4 protein-coding genes, 6 tRNA genes, 7 rRNA genes and 1 riboswitch are annotated in these 17546 nt (G+C 49.9%); of the genes, 16 read left to right on the top strand and 1 reads right to left on the bottom strand.

The window, feature by feature from the left end:
* The first annotated feature begins 104 nt into the window (after nt 1-104).
* A riboswitch (cobalamin riboswitch) is annotated at nt 105-301 on the top strand.
* A gap of 41 nt (nt 302-342) precedes the next feature.
* From EWA64_RS07855 to murI, 3 genes are read left to right on the top strand one after another with little or no spacing between them, the layout of a single operon-like run.
* Entirely contained in the window at nt 343-2193 is a 1851-nt protein-coding gene (locus EWA64_RS07855) for a TonB-dependent receptor domain-containing protein (protein ID WP_061893785.1), read from the top strand.
* Between the two features lie 41 nt (nt 2194-2234).
* On the top strand, nt 2235-2897 hold the full coding sequence (locus tag EWA64_RS07850; RefSeq protein ID WP_061893786.1) for a Dph6-related ATP pyrophosphatase: 663 nt from the start codon (nt 2235-2237) through the stop codon (nt 2895-2897).
* Between the two features lie 58 nt (nt 2898-2955).
* Nucleotides 2956-3765 (top strand): glutamate racemase, encoded by an 810-nt coding sequence (gene murI / locus EWA64_RS07845; protein WP_061893787.1) that lies wholly within the window; start codon nt 2956-2958, stop codon nt 3763-3765.
* Here murI and EWA64_RS07840 read toward each other — a convergent pair.
* Nucleotides 3719-4171 (bottom strand): RNA recognition motif domain-containing protein, encoded by a 453-nt coding sequence (locus EWA64_RS07840; protein WP_061893788.1) that lies wholly within the window; start codon nt 4169-4171, stop codon nt 3719-3721. The genes murI and EWA64_RS07840 overlap by 47 nt on opposite strands.
* A 568-nt stretch (nt 4172-4739) precedes the next feature.
* On the opposite strand from EWA64_RS07840, the gene EWA64_RS07835 reads away from it, so the two are divergent.
* From EWA64_RS07835 to EWA64_RS07775, 13 genes are all read left to right on the top strand, one after another.
* Nucleotides 4740-6282, top strand: a 16S ribosomal RNA gene (locus EWA64_RS07835).
* 306 nt (nt 6283-6588) lie between these two features.
* Nucleotides 6589-9475, top strand: a 23S ribosomal RNA gene (locus EWA64_RS07830).
* Nucleotides 9476-9586: 111 nt separating this feature from the next.
* Nucleotides 9587-9702 (top strand): 5S ribosomal RNA (rrf, locus tag EWA64_RS07825).
* Between the two features lie 330 nt (nt 9703-10032).
* Nucleotides 10033-11577 (top strand): 16S ribosomal RNA (locus EWA64_RS07820).
* A gap of 67 nt (nt 11578-11644) precedes the next feature.
* Nucleotides 11645-11720 (top strand) — tRNA-Glu (locus EWA64_RS07815).
* A gap of 1 nt (nt 11721) precedes the next feature.
* A tRNA-Lys gene (locus tag EWA64_RS07810) sits at nt 11722-11797 on the top strand.
* Between the two features lie 14 nt (nt 11798-11811).
* Nucleotides 11812-11887, top strand: a tRNA-Ala gene (locus EWA64_RS07805).
* Nucleotides 11888-11901: 14 nt separating this feature from the next.
* Nucleotides 11902-11977, top strand: a tRNA-Val gene (locus EWA64_RS07800).
* A 344-nt stretch (nt 11978-12321) separates the two neighbouring features.
* Nucleotides 12322-15208, top strand: a 23S ribosomal RNA gene (locus EWA64_RS07795).
* 111 nt (nt 15209-15319) lie between these two features.
* Nucleotides 15320-15435: ribosomal RNA gene (gene rrf, locus EWA64_RS07790) — 5S ribosomal RNA — on the top strand.
* Nucleotides 15436-15765: 330 nt separating this feature from the next.
* A 16S ribosomal RNA gene (locus EWA64_RS07785) occupies nt 15766-17308 on the top strand.
* The 16S, 23S and 5S rRNA genes sit together here with 6 tRNA genes alongside, the layout of an rRNA operon.
* 62 nt (nt 17309-17370) lie before the next feature.
* A tRNA-Ile gene (locus tag EWA64_RS07780) sits at nt 17371-17447 on the top strand.
* Nucleotides 17448-17455: 8 nt separating this feature from the next.
* A tRNA-Ala gene (locus EWA64_RS07775) sits at nt 17456-17531 on the top strand.
* Nucleotides 17532-17546 lie beyond the last annotated feature (15 nt).

Here is a 17546-nt window from a genome sequence, read left to right as displayed (position 1 = left end):
TCAATCCCTCGTCATTGTCCAGCCTCAAGAAAAAATTGATTGAGGCTGCTGTGTAAAAATATCAGTTAAACCAATTGTCGCTGGACAAATAATCAATCACTTAATAGTATGCGCTTCAAGCTGGTGCTATCTGGAAGTATAGATGGCTGAAAAGGGAATCCGGTGTGAATCCGGAACTGACGCGCAGCGGTAATAGAGAACGAAAGCTTAATAAGACACTGCACTAGGAATCGTGTGGGAAGTCGAGTGAGTAGGTTAACAGCTCTTGAGTCCGAATACCTGCCAGCAGCTAGGCCTTGTATGTAGAGGCTTGGTGGGATTTACGCGATTTAGGATTACAACATGAAAAAGTCTCTTCTGGCGATCTCAGTAGCATCGCTGCTTACCCCTATCTCTTATTTACAGGCCAAAGAAGTTCAAGCGAATGATACCGTTGTCGTGACGGCGAATCGCTTTGAGCAGGATCAGGCCTCAGTTCTATCTGCAACGACGGTTATTGCACGTGAGGAGATTGCAGAGTATCAAGCCAACTCTTTGGTCGAAGTATTGCGTCGTGTTCCCGGAGTGGAAATCGGCCAAAATGGTGGTCGAGGGCATAAAGCTTCTGTCTTTATGCGTGGTACCAACAGCGGTCATGTTCTGGTTTTGGTGGATGGCGTGCGTGTGAACTCTGCCGCGGGTGGTGTGGAGATCAATCATTTTCCACTTGGCTTGGTTGAACGCTTGGAAGTGATTCGTGGCCCTGGTGCCGCTGTGTATGGCTCCGATGCCGTCGGTGGCGTGATCAACATTATTACTCGTTCTCATCGTGGAAATAGTATCAAGCAAGTAACCGTTGGGGTTGGCAGTAACCAATCTCGTAAAGGAGAGGTTGTCGCAAAGGCGGATGTGAACGAGCTGGGGCATCTACAACTGGCGGCTGGTTTTGAGAAAACCGATGGTTACGATATAAAAAGCATCCAGACAGGCGTGGACTATGGTTACGAAAACCAGAATCTGATGGGCGGCTATGAACATCGCTTCAATGAGAACTGGCTGGGGTATCTATCAGCTAGCTGGTTTGCCAGCGATGTGGAATACAACTCTTTCGGTACGCTTAACCACGGTTTCTCCGACAATCAGAGTTTTACTGGCCAGTTGAACTATGAAGGCAGCAAGCTGAGGAGTTTGCTTTCTCTTAATTATCAACAAACCGATACGCGCGATTACAGCCAAAGTGAAGGTAAGGATAACGCCAGTACTCGTGCCAATATCGATCTGACCCAGATTCAATGGGCCAATATCTATCAATTGAATGAGCATGTTGAGTTAGGCAGTGGGGTTGATGGGCGCCGCGAATCTCTAGATGATGATGCACTGAGCTACGGTTCTGCTCATAAATTAGCGGGAGAGAGCCGTGATACCAAAGGAGCGTTTGCTTCGGGCCGATTCACGGTGAACAACTGGATTGTTGAAGCCAATGTGCGTTACGACAAGCATGATAAGTACGACGACTACACAACGTGGTCGCTAGCAACGGGGTATCAAATCAACTCGAACTACCGAGTGAGAGCGAGCTACGGAACGGCGTTCAAGGCACCGACATACACCCAATTATCAACGTCGCCAGATCTTCAGCCGGAAAAGTCGAAAAATGCCGAAGTTGGGTTTGATGCAACATATTCTCTGGCTCGAGTGAGTTTGTCGGCGTACGACAACAAAGTTGATAACCTGATCATTTGGTATTCCGATCCAAACGGCGCTATTTGTGATGTGGTGAGTTTTGGTGGTTGTTCATTGAATACAGACGCGCGTATCAAGGGTGTAGAATTGGATGTTAACTTTGATACAGGTCCAGTTAACCATACGCTAGTGGCCGAATTTAAAGATCATGAAGATGATAACGGTGTTCAGTTGGCTCGCCGTGCGAAACAGAACTACAAGTGGATCACCTCGGCGCAATTCGGTGACTTTGACTTGAGCACGACCTATACCTTTACAGGTAAACGTCTGGATTTGCCAAAAGCAGAGGCAACTGCCGATGATTACCTTTCATCGACGAATTTGTGGGATGTCTCAGTGGGGTACTGGGTAAGTGACACGTTTATTGTTCGCACTCGTGTTGAAAACCTATTTAACGAACAGTACGAAACGGCAGGCGGTTATCGTTCTCCAGAAAGAGCGTATTACTTGAATGCGAGTTACCAGTTTTAACCTTAAGCCGCCTTCGGGCGGTTTTGTTTTTAGGTCATCAGATGCAAAAAAAGAACGTTGTGATTAGCTGGTCTTCCGGTAAGGATTCGACCTTAACTTTATTAAGGTTGCTTGATGACCCCGCTTATCAAGTGGTCGCACTTTATACGACGTACGTTGGCAGCGAAGTCCCTTTTCAGGCAACGCCGCTAGAGGTAGTCGAAAAGCAAGCGGAGCTGATGGGGCTTCCTTTGATCAAAATCGCCCTGCCTGACGTGTTTCCTCCCAATCCAATCTATCAAAGCACTATCCTCTCTGGGCTTAAAGCATCGGGGATGGCAATCGATGCGGTGGCGTTTGGTGACATGTTTTGCAACGGTATCGCTGAGTATCGGCGCAGCTACATTGAGCCTGCTGGCTGGCAATGTATTTTTCCTTTGATGGGAGAATCGAGCCGAATGCTGGCTAACGAAATTCTCAACAGGGGCATTAAAACTATCCTTGTCACGACGGACGGAGAATCCCTTTCATCGCAGTGGTGTGGGCGCTTGTATAGCCAGTCACTACTGAATGATCTTCCCGCACACATCGATCCGTGTGGCGAGAATGGAGAGTTTCATACCTTAGTGGTTAATGCGCCTTGTTTTCGAGAAGAAATCTTACTCACTCTGCTGGATAAAGAGAGCGATGGCCGCTTCACCTATCAAAGATATCGGATGCGCTAATTGCCAAATCATGGCGAGAGAGTATGATCTGAGCGTTTTTAATTAGCGGAATGGTCGAGTGAAGCGTTTTAGTCAGCCCAATGTACTCATCTTTGACTCGGGAGTCGGAGGTCTATCGGTATTTCAGGAAATCAAAAACCTGTTACCGATGCTGAACTACTATTACGTTTTCGACAACGAAGCTTATCCCTATGGTGAGCTGTCGCAAGAGACGCTGATTGCTAGGGTCAATGCGCTTGTGATCAAAATGACGCAGCAGTTTGCAATTGATCTCGTGGTCATTGCTTGTAATACCGCGAGTACCATCGTTCTGCCAAGTCTAAGATCCGCGCTAGCCGTACCTGTGGTTGGCGTTGTGCCTGCCATTAAGCCTGCGTCGTTGCTCGCAAGCCGTGCGGTCGGACTTATCGCAACGCCCGCGACAGTGACTCGGCAATACACTCATGATTTGATCCGTGATTTTGTCAAAGAAAAAGAGGTGGAACTGCTTGGGTCGACGCGGTTGGTTGATATCGCCGAAGAGAAACTGCGAGGTCGAAGGATCGATTTGCAAGAACTGTCCGACATCTTGCAACCAATGCGCAATAAAGTCGACGTCGCCGTCTTAGGTTGTACACATTTCCCATTGATAAAAGAAGAGATCCAGCAGGTGCTTGGAGAAGAAATCGCGCTGGTGGATTCAGGTCAGGCGATTGCAAGAAGAGTACAAGCTTTGCTACCCGCTCTGGAAGCATGGCAAAATAACCAAACGTGGTGCATTTTCAGTACAGCGCAGCCCTGGGAAGAGCAAGCGCTGAACCGTTCGGTAATGGATATGGGATTTAATCCGATAGAGGTGTATCCGCTTCCTGAGGTTTCGGATCGTTAGCGATACGCACTTTCAGAGTTCTTTGGATGTATTCCTTCTCATTTAAAGCATCTACAGCTTGTTGTGCGTCGGTGCTTGCCATAACAACGAAACCAAATCCTCGTCGTTTACCCGTCCGTTTATCTTTCATCAGACGCACAGCATACACTTCACCGTGCTGAGCGAAGAGTTGACGAATATCGGTTTCGTTCGACTTATAAGGTAGATTTCCTACATAAAGGGTTTTGGTCGCAATTGCGGGATCATCATTACTTGGTGTTGGTGTGTCGTTAAGAAAAGTGAAAATAAAAAACGTGCAGACGACACCAAGAACAAAACTAATCGCAGGAGAAACTTCGACCTGCGTAAGAATGAGCCCACCCACTATGGCTAAAACTGCGCTCAGAATGGCTTTTTTATACGTCATATCTATTTACTACATAATGGAGAGAGAAAAGAGTTGTGACTATTAACAAAATAGACACAGGGATCTTACGTTTATGCTTGGCGTTTTTCCAACCAATTGCTGTGATGGGTTTCAAATGTGCTGAAAAAAACGACAAAAAACACCATTTTGCTGAATGTTTGAGCGTTTAAATCGAAAAATAGAAAAAAGTATTGCGCCCGAGAAACTTCTCCCTATAATGCCGCTTCACCGACACGGAGTGCGACGCAAGTCACAGCTGAGTTGGTGAAGAGAGAAAAAAGAAAGAAAAAACTTCTTGACTCTCAAATGTTACGGTGTAAGATACGCACCCCTGACGATGAAGCGGATTGTTCCGGAAGTCGTTGGAAAAGCTCTTTAACAATATAAACCTATCAATCTGTGTGGGCACTCGTTGATGATAATCGCAAAAGATTTATCAATGAACTGAGTGACCAATTTGATACTTCGGTATCGAGCACAGTCAATTCAAGTTTTCTAGGAACTAGCTTCTAAGGACTAGAAACTTATCAGTATTCATTGAGCCGAAGCGCAAGCTTCAAAAAACTTTTAATTGAAGAGTTTGATCATGGCTCAGATTGAACGCTGGCGGCAGGCCTAACACATGCAAGTCGAGCGGCAGCACAGAGAAACTTGTTTCTCGGGTGGCGAGCGGCGGACGGGTGAGTAATGCCTGGGAAATTGCCCTGATGTGGGGGATAACCATTGGAAACGATGGCTAATACCGCATGATGCCTACGGGCCAAAGAGGGGGACCTTCGGGCCTCTCGCGTCAGGATATGCCCAGGTGGGATTAGCTAGTTGGTGAGGTAAGGGCTCACCAAGGCGACGATCCCTAGCTGGTCTGAGAGGATGATCAGCCACACTGGAACTGAGACACGGTCCAGACTCCTACGGGAGGCAGCAGTGGGGAATATTGCACAATGGGCGCAAGCCTGATGCAGCCATGCCGCGTGTGTGAAGAAGGCCTTCGGGTTGTAAAGCACTTTCAGTAGGGAGGAAGGTGGTAGTGTTAATAGCGCTATCATTTGACGTTACCTACAGAAGAAGCACCGGCTAACTCCGTGCCAGCAGCCGCGGTAATACGGAGGGTGCGAGCGTTAATCGGAATTACTGGGCGTAAAGCGCATGCAGGTGGTTTGTTAAGTCAGATGTGAAAGCCCCGGGCTCAACCTGGGAATTGCATTTGAAACTGGCAAACTAGAGTACTGTAGAGGGGGGTAGAATTTCAGGTGTAGCGGTGAAATGCGTAGAGATCTGAAGGAATACCGGTGGCGAAGGCGGCCCCCTGGACAGATACTGACACTCAGATGCGAAAGCGTGGGGAGCAAACAGGATTAGATACCCTGGTAGTCCACGCCGTAAACGATGTCTACTTGGAGGTTGTGGCCTTGAGCCGTGGCTTTCGGAGCTAACGCGTTAAGTAGACCGCCTGGGGAGTACGGTCGCAAGATTAAAACTCAAATGAATTGACGGGGGCCCGCACAAGCGGTGGAGCATGTGGTTTAATTCGATGCAACGCGAAGAACCTTACCTACTCTTGACATCCAGAGAATCTAGCGGAGACGCTGGAGTGCCTTCGGGAGCTCTGAGACAGGTGCTGCATGGCTGTCGTCAGCTCGTGTTGTGAAATGTTGGGTTAAGTCCCGCAACGAGCGCAACCCTTATCCTTGTTTGCCAGCGAGTAATGTCGGGAACTCCAGGGAGACTGCCGGTGATAAACCGGAGGAAGGTGGGGACGACGTCAAGTCATCATGGCCCTTACGAGTAGGGCTACACACGTGCTACAATGGCGCATACAGAGGGCGGCCAACTTGCGAAAGTGAGCGAATCCCAAAAAGTGCGTCGTAGTCCGGATTGGAGTCTGCAACTCGACTCCATGAAGTCGGAATCGCTAGTAATCGTGGATCAGAATGCCACGGTGAATACGTTCCCGGGCCTTGTACACACCGCCCGTCACACCATGGGAGTGGGCTGCAAAAGAAGTGGGTAGTTTAACCTTCGGGAGGACGCTCACCACTTTGTGGTTCATGACTGGGGTGAAGTCGTAACAAGGTAGCGCTAGGGGAACCTGGCGCTGGATCACCTCCTTATACGATGATTATTGCGATGAGTGTTCACACAGATTGATGGTTTTGAAGCGAACGCTTCGAGCTATTATTGCTCTTTAACAATTTGGAAAGCTGACAAAGTAATTTATCTTCATTGATAGATTACTTGTAAAGTTCTCAATGTTTGTCTTTAAGACAAACACCAACAAAACACATTCAAGTGTTCTTGGGAATGTCACTTACAGTGACGATTCAAAATTGAGTCCGGCAAATCAAAGCTATCTCGCTCATTCAAATAATGAGATAGCAACCTTGGTTGTTTAACGTAAAGACCCTTTCGGGTTGTATGGTTAAGTGACTAAGCGTACACGGTGGATGCCTTGGCAGTCAGAGGCGATGAAGGACGTACTAACTTGCGATAAGCGGTGATGAGGCAGTAAGAGCCACTTGAGTCACCGATTTCCGAATGGGGAAACCCACTGGCATAAGCCAGTATCGCTGCATGAATACATAGTGCAGCGAAGCGAACCGGGAGAACTGAAACATCTAAGTACCCCGAGGAAAAGAAATCAACCGAGATTCCGAAAGTAGCGGCGAGCGAAATTGGATTAGCCCTTAAGCTTTACATGCGTTAGACGAATGGTCTGGAAAGGCCAACGATACCGGGTGATAGTCCCGTAGTTATAGGCGCATGTTCAGTGAAATCGAGTAGGGCGGGACACGTGTTATCCTGTCTGAATATGGGGGGACCATCCTCCAAGGCTAAATACTCCTGACTGACCGATAGTGAACCAGTACCGTGAGGGAAAGGCGAAAAGAACCCCTGTGAGGGGAGTGAAATAGAACCTGAAACCGTGTACGTACAAGCAGTAGGAGCACCTTCGTGGTGTGACTGCGTACCTTTTGTATAATGGGTCAGCGACTTAATGTTAGTAGCAAGGTTAACCATCTAGGGGAGCCGTAGGGAAACCGAGTCTTAACTGGGCGTATAGTTGCTAGCATTAGACCCGAAACCGAGTGATCTAGCCATGGGCAGGTTGAAGGTTGAGTAACATCAACTGGAGGACCGAACCGACTAATGTTGAAAAATTAGCGGATGACTTGTGGCTAGGGGTGAAAGGCCAATCAAACTCGGAGATAGCTGGTTCTCCCCGAAAGCTATTTAGGTAGCGCCTCGGACGAATACTACTGGGGGTAGAGCACTGTTAAGGCTAGGGGGTCATCCCGACTTACCAACCCTTTGCAAACTCCGAATACCAGTAAGTACTATCCGGGAGACACACGGCGGGTGCTAACGTCCGTCGTGGAGAGGGAAACAACCCAGACCGCCAGCTAAGGTCCCAAATTACAGCTAAGTGGGAAACGATGTGGGAAGGCTTAGACAGCTAGGATGTTGGCTTAGAAGCAGCCATCATTTAAAGAAAGCGTAATAGCTCACTAGTCGAGTCGGCCTGCGCGGAAGATGTAACGGGGCTAAGTTGTAAACCGAAGCTGCGGCAATGTTCTATGAACATTGGGTAGGGGAGCGTTCTGTAAGCCGTTGAAGGTGTGTTGTAAAGCATGCTGGAGGTATCAGAAGTGCGAATGCTGACATGAGTAACGACAAGGGGGGTGAAAAACCTCCCCGCCGGAAGACCAAGGGTTCCTGTCCAACGTTAATCGGGGCAGGGTGAGTCGACCCCTAAGGCGAGGCCGAAAGGCGTAGTCGATGGGAAACGGGTTAATATTCCCGTACTCGATCAAATTGCGATGGGGGGACGGAGAAGGCTAGGTGGGCCAGGCGACGGTTGTCCTGGTTCAAGTGCGTAGGCTGAGTGTTTAGGTAAATCCGGACACTCGATAGGCTGAGACACGACGTCGAGCTACTACGGTAGTGAAGTCATTGATGCCATGCTTCCAGGAAAAGCCTCTAAGCTTCAGATTTGATGGAATCGTACCCCAAACCGACACAGGTGGTCGGGTAGAGAATACCAAGGCGCTTGAGAGAACTCGGGTGAAGGAACTAGGCAAAATGGTACCGTAACTTCGGGAGAAGGTACGCTCTTGATGGTGAAGTCCCTCGCGGATGGAGCTGACGAGAGTCGCAGATACCAGGTGGCTGCAACTGTTTATTAAAAACACAGCACTGTGCAAAATCGTAAGATGACGTATACGGTGTGACGCCTGCCCGGTGCCGGAAGGTTAATTGATGGGGTTAGCGTAAGCGAAGCTCTTGATCGAAGCCCCGGTAAACGGCGGCCGTAACTATAACGGTCCTAAGGTAGCGAAATTCCTTGTCGGGTAAGTTCCGACCTGCACGAATGGCGTAATGATGGCCACGCTGTCTCCACCCGAGACTCAGTGAAATTGAAATCGCTGTGAAGATGCAGTGTACCCGCGGCTAGACGGAAAGACCCCGTGAACCTTTACTACAGCTTGGCACTGAACATTGAACCTACATGTGTAGGATAGGTGGGAGGCTTTGAAGACGTGACGCCAGTTGCGTTGGAGCCGTCCTTGAAATACCACCCTTGTATGTTTGATGTTCTAACGTTGGCCCCTCATCGGGGTCGCGGACAGTGCCTGGTGGGTAGTTTGACTGGGGCGGTCTCCTCCCAAAGAGTAACGGAGGAGCACGAAGGTGGGCTAATCACGGTTGGACATCGTGAGGTTAGTGCAATGGCATAAGCCCGCTTAACTGCGAGAATGACGGTTCGAGCAGGTGCGAAAGCAGGTCATAGTGATCCGGTGGTTCTGAATGGAAGGGCCATCGCTCAACGGATAAAAGGTACTCCGGGGATAACAGGCTGATACCGCCCAAGAGTTCATATCGACGGCGGTGTTTGGCACCTCGATGTCGGCTCATCACATCCTGGGGCTGAAGTCGGTCCCAAGGGTATGGCTGTTCGCCATTTAAAGTGGTACGCGAGCTGGGTTTAGAACGTCGTGAGACAGTTCGGTCCCTATCTGCCGTGGGCGTTGGAAGATTGAAGGGGGCTGCTCCTAGTACGAGAGGACCGGAGTGGACGAACCTCTGGTGTTCGGGTTGTGTCGCCAGACGCATTGCCCGGTAGCTAAGTTCGGAATCGATAACCGCTGAAAGCATCTAAGCGGGAAGCGAGCCCTGAGATGAGTCTTCCCTGACAGTTTAACTGTCCTAAAGGGTTGTTCGAGACTAGAACGTTGATAGGCAGGGTGTGTAAGCGCTGTGAGGCGTTGAGCTAACCTGTACTAATTGCCCGTGAGGCTTAACCATACAACACCCAAAGGGTTTTGGTGGACTCAAAGCAAGAACAAATTTGAATGTGTTAAAAAGAACTGAAACAGCTTTCCGAATTATTCTCTAGAAATAGAGAGAAAGAATTTGCTTGGCGACCATAGCGTTTTGGACCCACCTGACTCCATCCCGAACTCAGAAGTGAAACGAAACAGCGTCGATGGTAGTGTGGGGCTTCCCCATGTGAGAGTAGAACATCGCCAGGCTTTAATTTGCACTTGCTTAACTTTTAAGCAAGTCACCATAGGGCTCTAAAAAACTTAGAGTTTTATGTTGACTTTCACGGTGTGAGGCGTAATATACGCGTCCTGCCTACGTGCTAACGCACTGAAAGCAAAGCTCTTTAACAATATAAACCTATCAATCTGTGTGGGCACTCGTTGATGATAATCGCAAAAGATTTATCAATGAACTGAGTGACCAATTTGATACTTCGGTATCGAGCACAGTCAATTCAAGTTTTCTAGGAACTAGCTTCTAGGGACTAGAAACTTATCAGTATTCATTGAGCCGAAGCGTAAGCTTCAAAAAACTTTTAATTGAAGAGTTTGATCATGGCTCAGATTGAACGCTGGCGGCAGGCCTAACACATGCAAGTCGAGCGGCAGCACAGAGAAACTTGTTTCTCGGGTGGCGAGCGGCGGACGGGTGAGTAATGCCTGGGAAATTGCCCTGATGTGGGGGATAACCATTGGAAACGATGGCTAATACCGCATGATGCCTACGGGCCAAAGAGGGGGACCTTCGGGCCTCTCGCGTCAGGATATGCCCAGGTGGGATTAGCTAGTTGGTGAGGTAAGGGCTCACCAAGGCGACGATCCCTAGCTGGTCTGAGAGGATGATCAGCCACACTGGAACTGAGACACGGTCCAGACTCCTACGGGAGGCAGCAGTGGGGAATATTGCACAATGGGCGCAAGCCTGATGCAGCCATGCCGCGTGTGTGAAGAAGGCCTTCGGGTTGTAAAGCACTTTCAGTAGGGAGGAAGGTGGTAGTGTTAATAGCGCTATCATTTGACGTTACCTACAGAAGAAGCACCGGCTAACTCCGTGCCAGCAGCCGCGGTAATACGGAGGGTGCGAGCGTTAATCGGAATTACTGGGCGTAAAGCGCATGCAGGTGGTTTGTTAAGTCAGATGTGAAAGCCCCGGGCTCAACCTGGGAATTGCATTTGAAACTGGCAGACTAGAGTACTGTAGAGGGGGGTAGAATTTCAGGTGTAGCGGTGAAATGCGTAGAGATCTGAAGGAATACCGGTGGCGAAGGCGGCCCCCTGGACAGATACTGACACTCAGATGCGAAAGCGTGGGGAGCAAACAGGATTAGATACCCTGGTAGTCCACGCCGTAAACGATGTCTACTTGGAGGTTGTGGCCTTGAGCCGTGGCTTTCGGAGCTAACGCGTTAAGTAGACCGCCTGGGGAGTACGGTCGCAAGATTAAAACTCAAATGAATTGACGGGGGCCCGCACAAGCGGTGGAGCATGTGGTTTAATTCGATGCAACGCGAAGAACCTTACCTACTCTTGACATCCAGAGAATCTGGCGGAGACGCTGGAGTGCCTTCGGGAGCTCTGAGACAGGTGCTGCATGGCTGTCGTCAGCTCGTGTTGTGAAATGTTGGGTTAAGTCCCGCAACGAGCGCAACCCTTATCCTTGTTTGCCAGCACGTAATGGTGGGAACTCCAGGGAGACTGCCGGTGATAAACCGGAGGAAGGTGGGGACGACGTCAAGTCATCATGGCCCTTACGAGTAGGGCTACACACGTGCTACAATGGCGCATACAGAGGGCGGCCAACTTGCGAAAGTGAGCGAATCCCAAAAAGTGCGTCGTAGTCCGGATTGGAGTCTGCAACTCGACTCCATGAAGTCGGAATCGCTAGTAATCGTGGATCAGAATGCCACGGTGAATACGTTCCCGGGCCTTGTACACACCGCCCGTCACACCATGGGAGTGGGCTGCAAAAGAAGTGGGTAGTTTAACCTTTCGGGGAGGACGCTCACCACTTTGTGGTTCATGACTGGGGTGAAGTCGTAACAAGGTAGCGCTAGGGGAACCTGGCGCTGGATCACCTCCTTATATGATGATTATTGCGATGAGTGTTCACACAGATTGATATGGTTTAGAAAGTTTAGAGTATCTTAGTGTCCCGTTCGTCTAGAGGCCTAGGACACCGCCCTTTCACGGCGGTAACAGGGGTTCGACTCCCCTACGGGATACCACGGGTCGTTAGCTCAGTTGGTAGAGCAGTTGACTTTTAATCAATTGGTCGCAGGTTCGAATCCTGCACGACCCACCATTACTTCAAGATTTGGGGTTATAGCTCAGCTGGGAGAGCGCCTGCCTTGCACGCAGGAGGTCTGCGGTTCGATCCCGCATAGCTCCACCATTCTTGAATGCAATGGGCGATTAGCTCAGTTGGGAGAGCACCTGCCTTACAAGCAGGGGGTCACTGGTTCGAACCCGGTATCGCCCACCACTCTTTAAATATTTTTGTGTTGCTTAATTCAGCCTCCCCTTCATGTGGATGGTCGATTTTTCGACGCTGAAAGTCTTTAAAAAGTGGTTTCTCATCGAGAAATGACATTGCTCTTTAACAATTTGGAAAGCTGACAAAGTAATTTATCTTCATTGATAGATTGCTTGTAAAGTTCTCAATGTTTGTCTTTAAGACAAACACCAACAAAACACATTCAAGTGTTCTTGGGAATGTCACGTTTAGTGACGATTCAAAATTGAGTCCGGCAAATCAAAGCTATCTCGCTCATTCAAATAATGAGATAGCAACCTTGGTTGTTTAACAAAGACCCTTTCGGGTTGTATGGTTAAGTGACTAAGCGTACACGGTGGATGCCTTGGCAGTCAGAGGCGATGAAGGACGTACTAACTTGCGATAAGCGGTGATGAGGCAGTAAGAGCCACTTGAGTCACCGATTTCCGAATGGGGAAACCCACTGGCATAAGCCAGTATCGCTGCATGAATACATAGTGCAGCGAAGCGAACCGGGAGAACTGAAACATCTAAGTACCCCGAGGAAAAGAAATCAACCGAGATTCCGAAAGTAGCGGCGAGCGAAATTGGATTAGCCCTTAAGCTTTACATGCGTTAGACGAATGGTCTGGAAAGGCCAACGATACCGGGTGATAGTCCCGTAGTTATAGGCGCATGTTCAGTGAAATCGAGTAGGGCGGGACACGTGTTATCCTGTCTGAATATGGGGGGACCATCCTCCAAGGCTAAATACTCCTGACTGACCGATAGTGAACCAGTACCGTGAGGGAAAGGCGAAAAGAACCCCTGTGAGGGGAGTGAAATAGAACCTGAAACCGTGTACGTACAAGCAGTAGGAGCACCTTCGTGGTGTGACTGCGTACCTTTTGTATAATGGGTCAGCGACTTAATGTTAGTAGCAAGGTTAACCATCTAGGGGAGCCGTAGGGAAACCGAGTCTTAACTGGGCGTATAGTTGCTAGCATTAGACCCGAAACCGAGTGATCTAGCCATGGGCAGGTTGAAGGTTGAGTAACATCAACTGGAGGACCGAACCGACTAATGTTGAAAAATTAGCGGATGACTTGTGGCTAGGGGTGAAAGGCCAATCAAACTCGGAGATAGCTGGTTCTCCCCGAAAGCTATTTAGGTAGCGCCTCGGACGAATACTACTGGGGGTAGAGCACTGTTAAGGCTAGGGGGTCATCCCGACTTACCAACCCTTTGCAAACTCCGAATACCAGTAAGTACTATCCGGGAGACACACGGCGGGTGCTAACGTCCGTCGTGGAGAGGGAAACAACCCAGACCGCCAGCTAAGGTCCCAAATTACAGCTAAGTGGGAAACGATGTGGGAAGGCTTAGACAGCTAGGATGTTGGCTTAGAAGCAGCCATCATTTAAAGAAAGCGTAATAGCTCACTAGTCGAGTCGGCCTGCGCGGAAGATGTAACGGGGCTAAGTTGTAAACCGAAGCTGCGGCAATGTTCTATGAACATTGGGTAGGGGAGCGTTCTGTAAGCCGTTGAAGGTGTGTTGTAAAGCATGCTGGAGGTATCAGAAGTGCGAATGCTGACATGAGTAACGACAAGGGGGGTGAAAAACCTCCCCGCCGGAAGACCAAGGGTTCCTGTCCAACGTTAATCGGGGCAGGGTGAGTCGACCCCTAAGGCGAGGCCGAAAGGCGTAGTCGATGGGAAACGGGTTAATATTCCCGTACTCGATCAAATTGCGATGGGGGGACGGAGAAGGCTAGGTGGGCCTGGCGACGGTTGTCCAGGTTCAAGTGCGTAGGCTGAGTGTTTAGGTAAATCCGGACACTCGATAGGCTGAGACACGACGTCGAGCTGCTACGGCAGTGAAGTCATTGATGCCATGCTTCCAGGAAAAGCCTCTAAGCTTCAGATTTGATGGAATCGTACCCCAAACCGACACAGGTGGTCGGGTAGAGAATACCAAGGCGCTTGAGAGAACTCGGGTGAAGGAACTAGGCAAAATGGTACCGTAACTTCGGGAGAAGGTACGCTCTTGATGGTGAAGTCCCTCGCGGATGGAGCTGACGAGAGTCGCAGATACCAGGTGGCTGCAACTGTTTATTAAAAACACAGCACTGTGCAAAATCGCAAGATGACGTATACGGTGTGACGCCTGCCCGGTGCCGGAAGGTTAATTGATGGGGTTAGCGTAAGCGAAGCTCTTGATCGAAGCCCCGGTAAACGGCGGCCGTAACTATAACGGTCCTAAGGTAGCGAAATTCCTTGTCGGGTAAGTTCCGACCTGCACGAATGGCGTAATGATGGCCACGCTGTCTCCACCCGAGACTCAGTGAAATTGAAATCGCTGTGAAGATGCAGTGTACCCGCGGCTAGACGGAAAGACCCCGTGAACCTTTACTACAGCTTGGCACTGAACATTGAACCTACATGTGTAGGATAGGTGGGAGGCTTTGAAGACGTGACGCCAGTTGCGTTGGAGCCGTCCTTGAAATACCACCCTTGTATGTTTGATGTTCTAACGTTGGCCCCTTATCGGGGTCGCGGACAGTGCCTGGTGGGTAGTTTGACTGGGGCGGTCTCCTCCCAAAGAGTAACGGAGGAGCACGAAGGTGGGCTAATCACGGTTGGACATCGTGAGGTTAGTGCAATGGCATAAGCCCGCTTAACTGCGAGAATGACGGTTCGAGCAGGTGCGAAAGCAGGTCATAGTGATCCGGTGGTTCTGAATGGAAGGGCCATCGCTCAACGGATAAAAGGTACTCCGGGGATAACAGGCTGATACCGCCCAAGAGTTCATATCGACGGCGGTGTTTGGCACCTCGATGTCGGCTCATCACATCCTGGGGCTGAAGTCGGTCCCAAGGGTATGGCTGTTCGCCATTTAAAGTGGTACGCGAGCTGGGTTTAGAACGTCGTGAGACAGTTCGGTCCCTATCTGCCGTGGGCGTTGGAAGATTGAAGGGGGCTGCTCCTAGTACGAGAGGACCGGAGTGGACGAACCTCTGGTGTTCGGGTTGTGTCGCCAGACGCATTGCCCGGTAGCTAAGTTCGGAATCGATAACCGCTGAAAGCATCTAAGCGGGAAGCGAGCCCTGAGATGAGTCTTCCCTGACAGTTTAACTGTCCTAAAGGGTTGTTCGAGACTAGAACGTTGATAGGCAGGGTGTGTAAGCGCTGTGAGGCGTTGAGCTAACCTGTACTAATTGCCCGTGAGGCTTAACCATACAACACCCAAAGGGTTTTGGTGGACTCAAAGCAAGAACAAATTTGAATGTGTTAAAAAGAACTGAAACAGCTTTCCGAATTATTCTCTAGAAATAGAGAGAAAGAATTTGCTTGGCGACCATAGCGTTTTGGACCCACCTGACTCCATCCCGAACTCAGAAGTGAAACGAAACAGCGTCGATGGTAGTGTGGGGCTTCCCCATGTGAGAGTAGAACATCGCCAGGCTTTAATTTGCACTTGCTTAACTTTTAAGCAAGTCACCATAGGGCTCTAAAAAACTTAGAGTTTTATGTTGACTTTCACGGTGTGAGGCGTAATATACGCGTCCTGCCTACGTGCTAACGCACTGAAAGCAAAGCTCTTTAACAATATAAACCTATCAATCTGTGTGGGCACTCGTTGATGATAATCGCAAAAGATTTATCAATGAACTGAGTGACCAATTTGATACTTCGGTATCGAGCACAGTCAATTCAAGTTTTCTAGGAACTAGCTTCTAGGGACTAGAAACTTATCAGTATTCATTGAGCCGAAGCGTAAGCTTCAAAAAACTTTTAATTGAAGAGTTTGATCATGGCTCAGATTGAACGCTGGCGGCAGGCCTAACACATGCAAGTCGAGCGGCAGCACAGAGAAACTTGTTTCTCGGGTGGCGAGCGGCGGACGGGTGAGTAATGCCTGGGAAATTGCCCTGATGTGGGGGATAACCATTGGAAACGATGGCTAATACCGCATGATGCCTACGGGCCAAAGAGGGGGACCTTCGGGCCTCTCGCGTCAGGATATGCCCAGGTGGGATTAGCTAGTTGGTGAGGTAAGGGCTCACCAAGGCGACGATCCCTAGCTGGTCTGAGAGGATGATCAGCCACACTGGAACTGAGACACGGTCCAGACTCCTACGGGAGGCAGCAGTGGGGAATATTGCACAATGGGCGCAAGCCTGATGCAGCCATGCCGCGTGTGTGAAGAAGGCCTTCGGGTTGTAAAGCACTTTCAGTAGGGAGGAAGGTGGTAGTGTTAATAGCGCTATCATTTGACGTTACCTACAGAAGAAGCACCGGCTAACTCCGTGCCAGCAGCCGCGGTAATACGGAGGGTGCGAGCGTTAATCGGAATTACTGGGCGTAAAGCGCATGCAGGTGGTTTGTTAAGTCAGATGTGAAAGCCCCGGGCTCAACCTGGGAATTGCATTTGAAACTGGCAGACTAGAGTACTGTAGAGGGGGGTAGAATTTCAGGTGTAGCGGTGAAATGCGTAGAGATCTGAAGGAATACCGGTGGCGAAGGCGGCCCCCTGGACAGATACTGACACTCAGATGCGAAAGCGTGGGGAGCAAACAGGATTAGATACCCTGGTAGTCCACGCCGTAAACGATGTCTACTTGGAGGTTGTGGCCTTGAGCCGTGGCTTTCGGAGCTAACGCGTTAAGTAGACCGCCTGGGGAGTACGGTCGCAAGATTAAAACTCAAATGAATTGACGGGGGCCCGCACAAGCGGTGGAGCATGTGGTTTAATTCGATGCAACGCGAAGAACCTTACCTACTCTTGACATCCAGAGAATCTGGCGGAGACGCTGGAGTGCCTTCGGGAGCTCTGAGACAGGTGCTGCATGGCTGTCGTCAGCTCGTGTTGTGAAATGTTGGGTTAAGTCCCGCAACGAGCGCAACCCTTATCCTTGTTTGCCAGCGAGTAATGTCGGGAACTCCAGGGAGACTGCCGGTGATAAACCGGAGGAAGGTGGGGACGACGTCAAGTCATCATGGCCCTTACGAGTAGGGCTACACACGTGCTACAATGGCGCATACAGAGGGCGGCCAACTTGCGAAAGTGAGCGAATCCCAAAAAGTGCGTCGTAGTCCGGATTGGAGTCTGCAACTCGACTCCATGAAGTCGGAATCGCTAGTAATCGTGGATCAGAATGCCACGGTGAATACGTTCCCGGGCCTTGTACACACCGCCCGTCACACCATGGGAGTGGGCTGCAAAAGAAGTGGGTAGTTTAACCTTCGGGAGGACGCTCACCACTTTGTGGTTCATGACTGGGGTGAAGTCGTAACAAGGTAGCGCTAGGGGAACCTGGCGCTGGATCACCTCCTTATACGATGATTATTGCGATGAGTGTTCACACAGATTGATACGGTTTAGATTAGAGCATCTAGTGGGTCTGTAGCTCAGGTGGTTAGAGCGTACGCCTGATAAGCGTAAGGTCGGTGGTTCGAGTCCACTCAGACCCACCACTATTGATGGGGCTATAGCTCAGCTGGGAGAGCGCCTGCCTTGCACGCAGGAGGTCTGCGGTTCGATCCCGCATAGCTCCACCATCTTTAAGCGCATTC

The sequence above is a fragment of the Vibrio cidicii genome (assembly GCF_009665415.1).
GTDB lineage: Bacteria > Pseudomonadota > Gammaproteobacteria > Enterobacterales > Vibrionaceae > Vibrio > Vibrio cidicii.
This window is presented reverse-complemented; position numbering and strand designations above follow the sequence as displayed.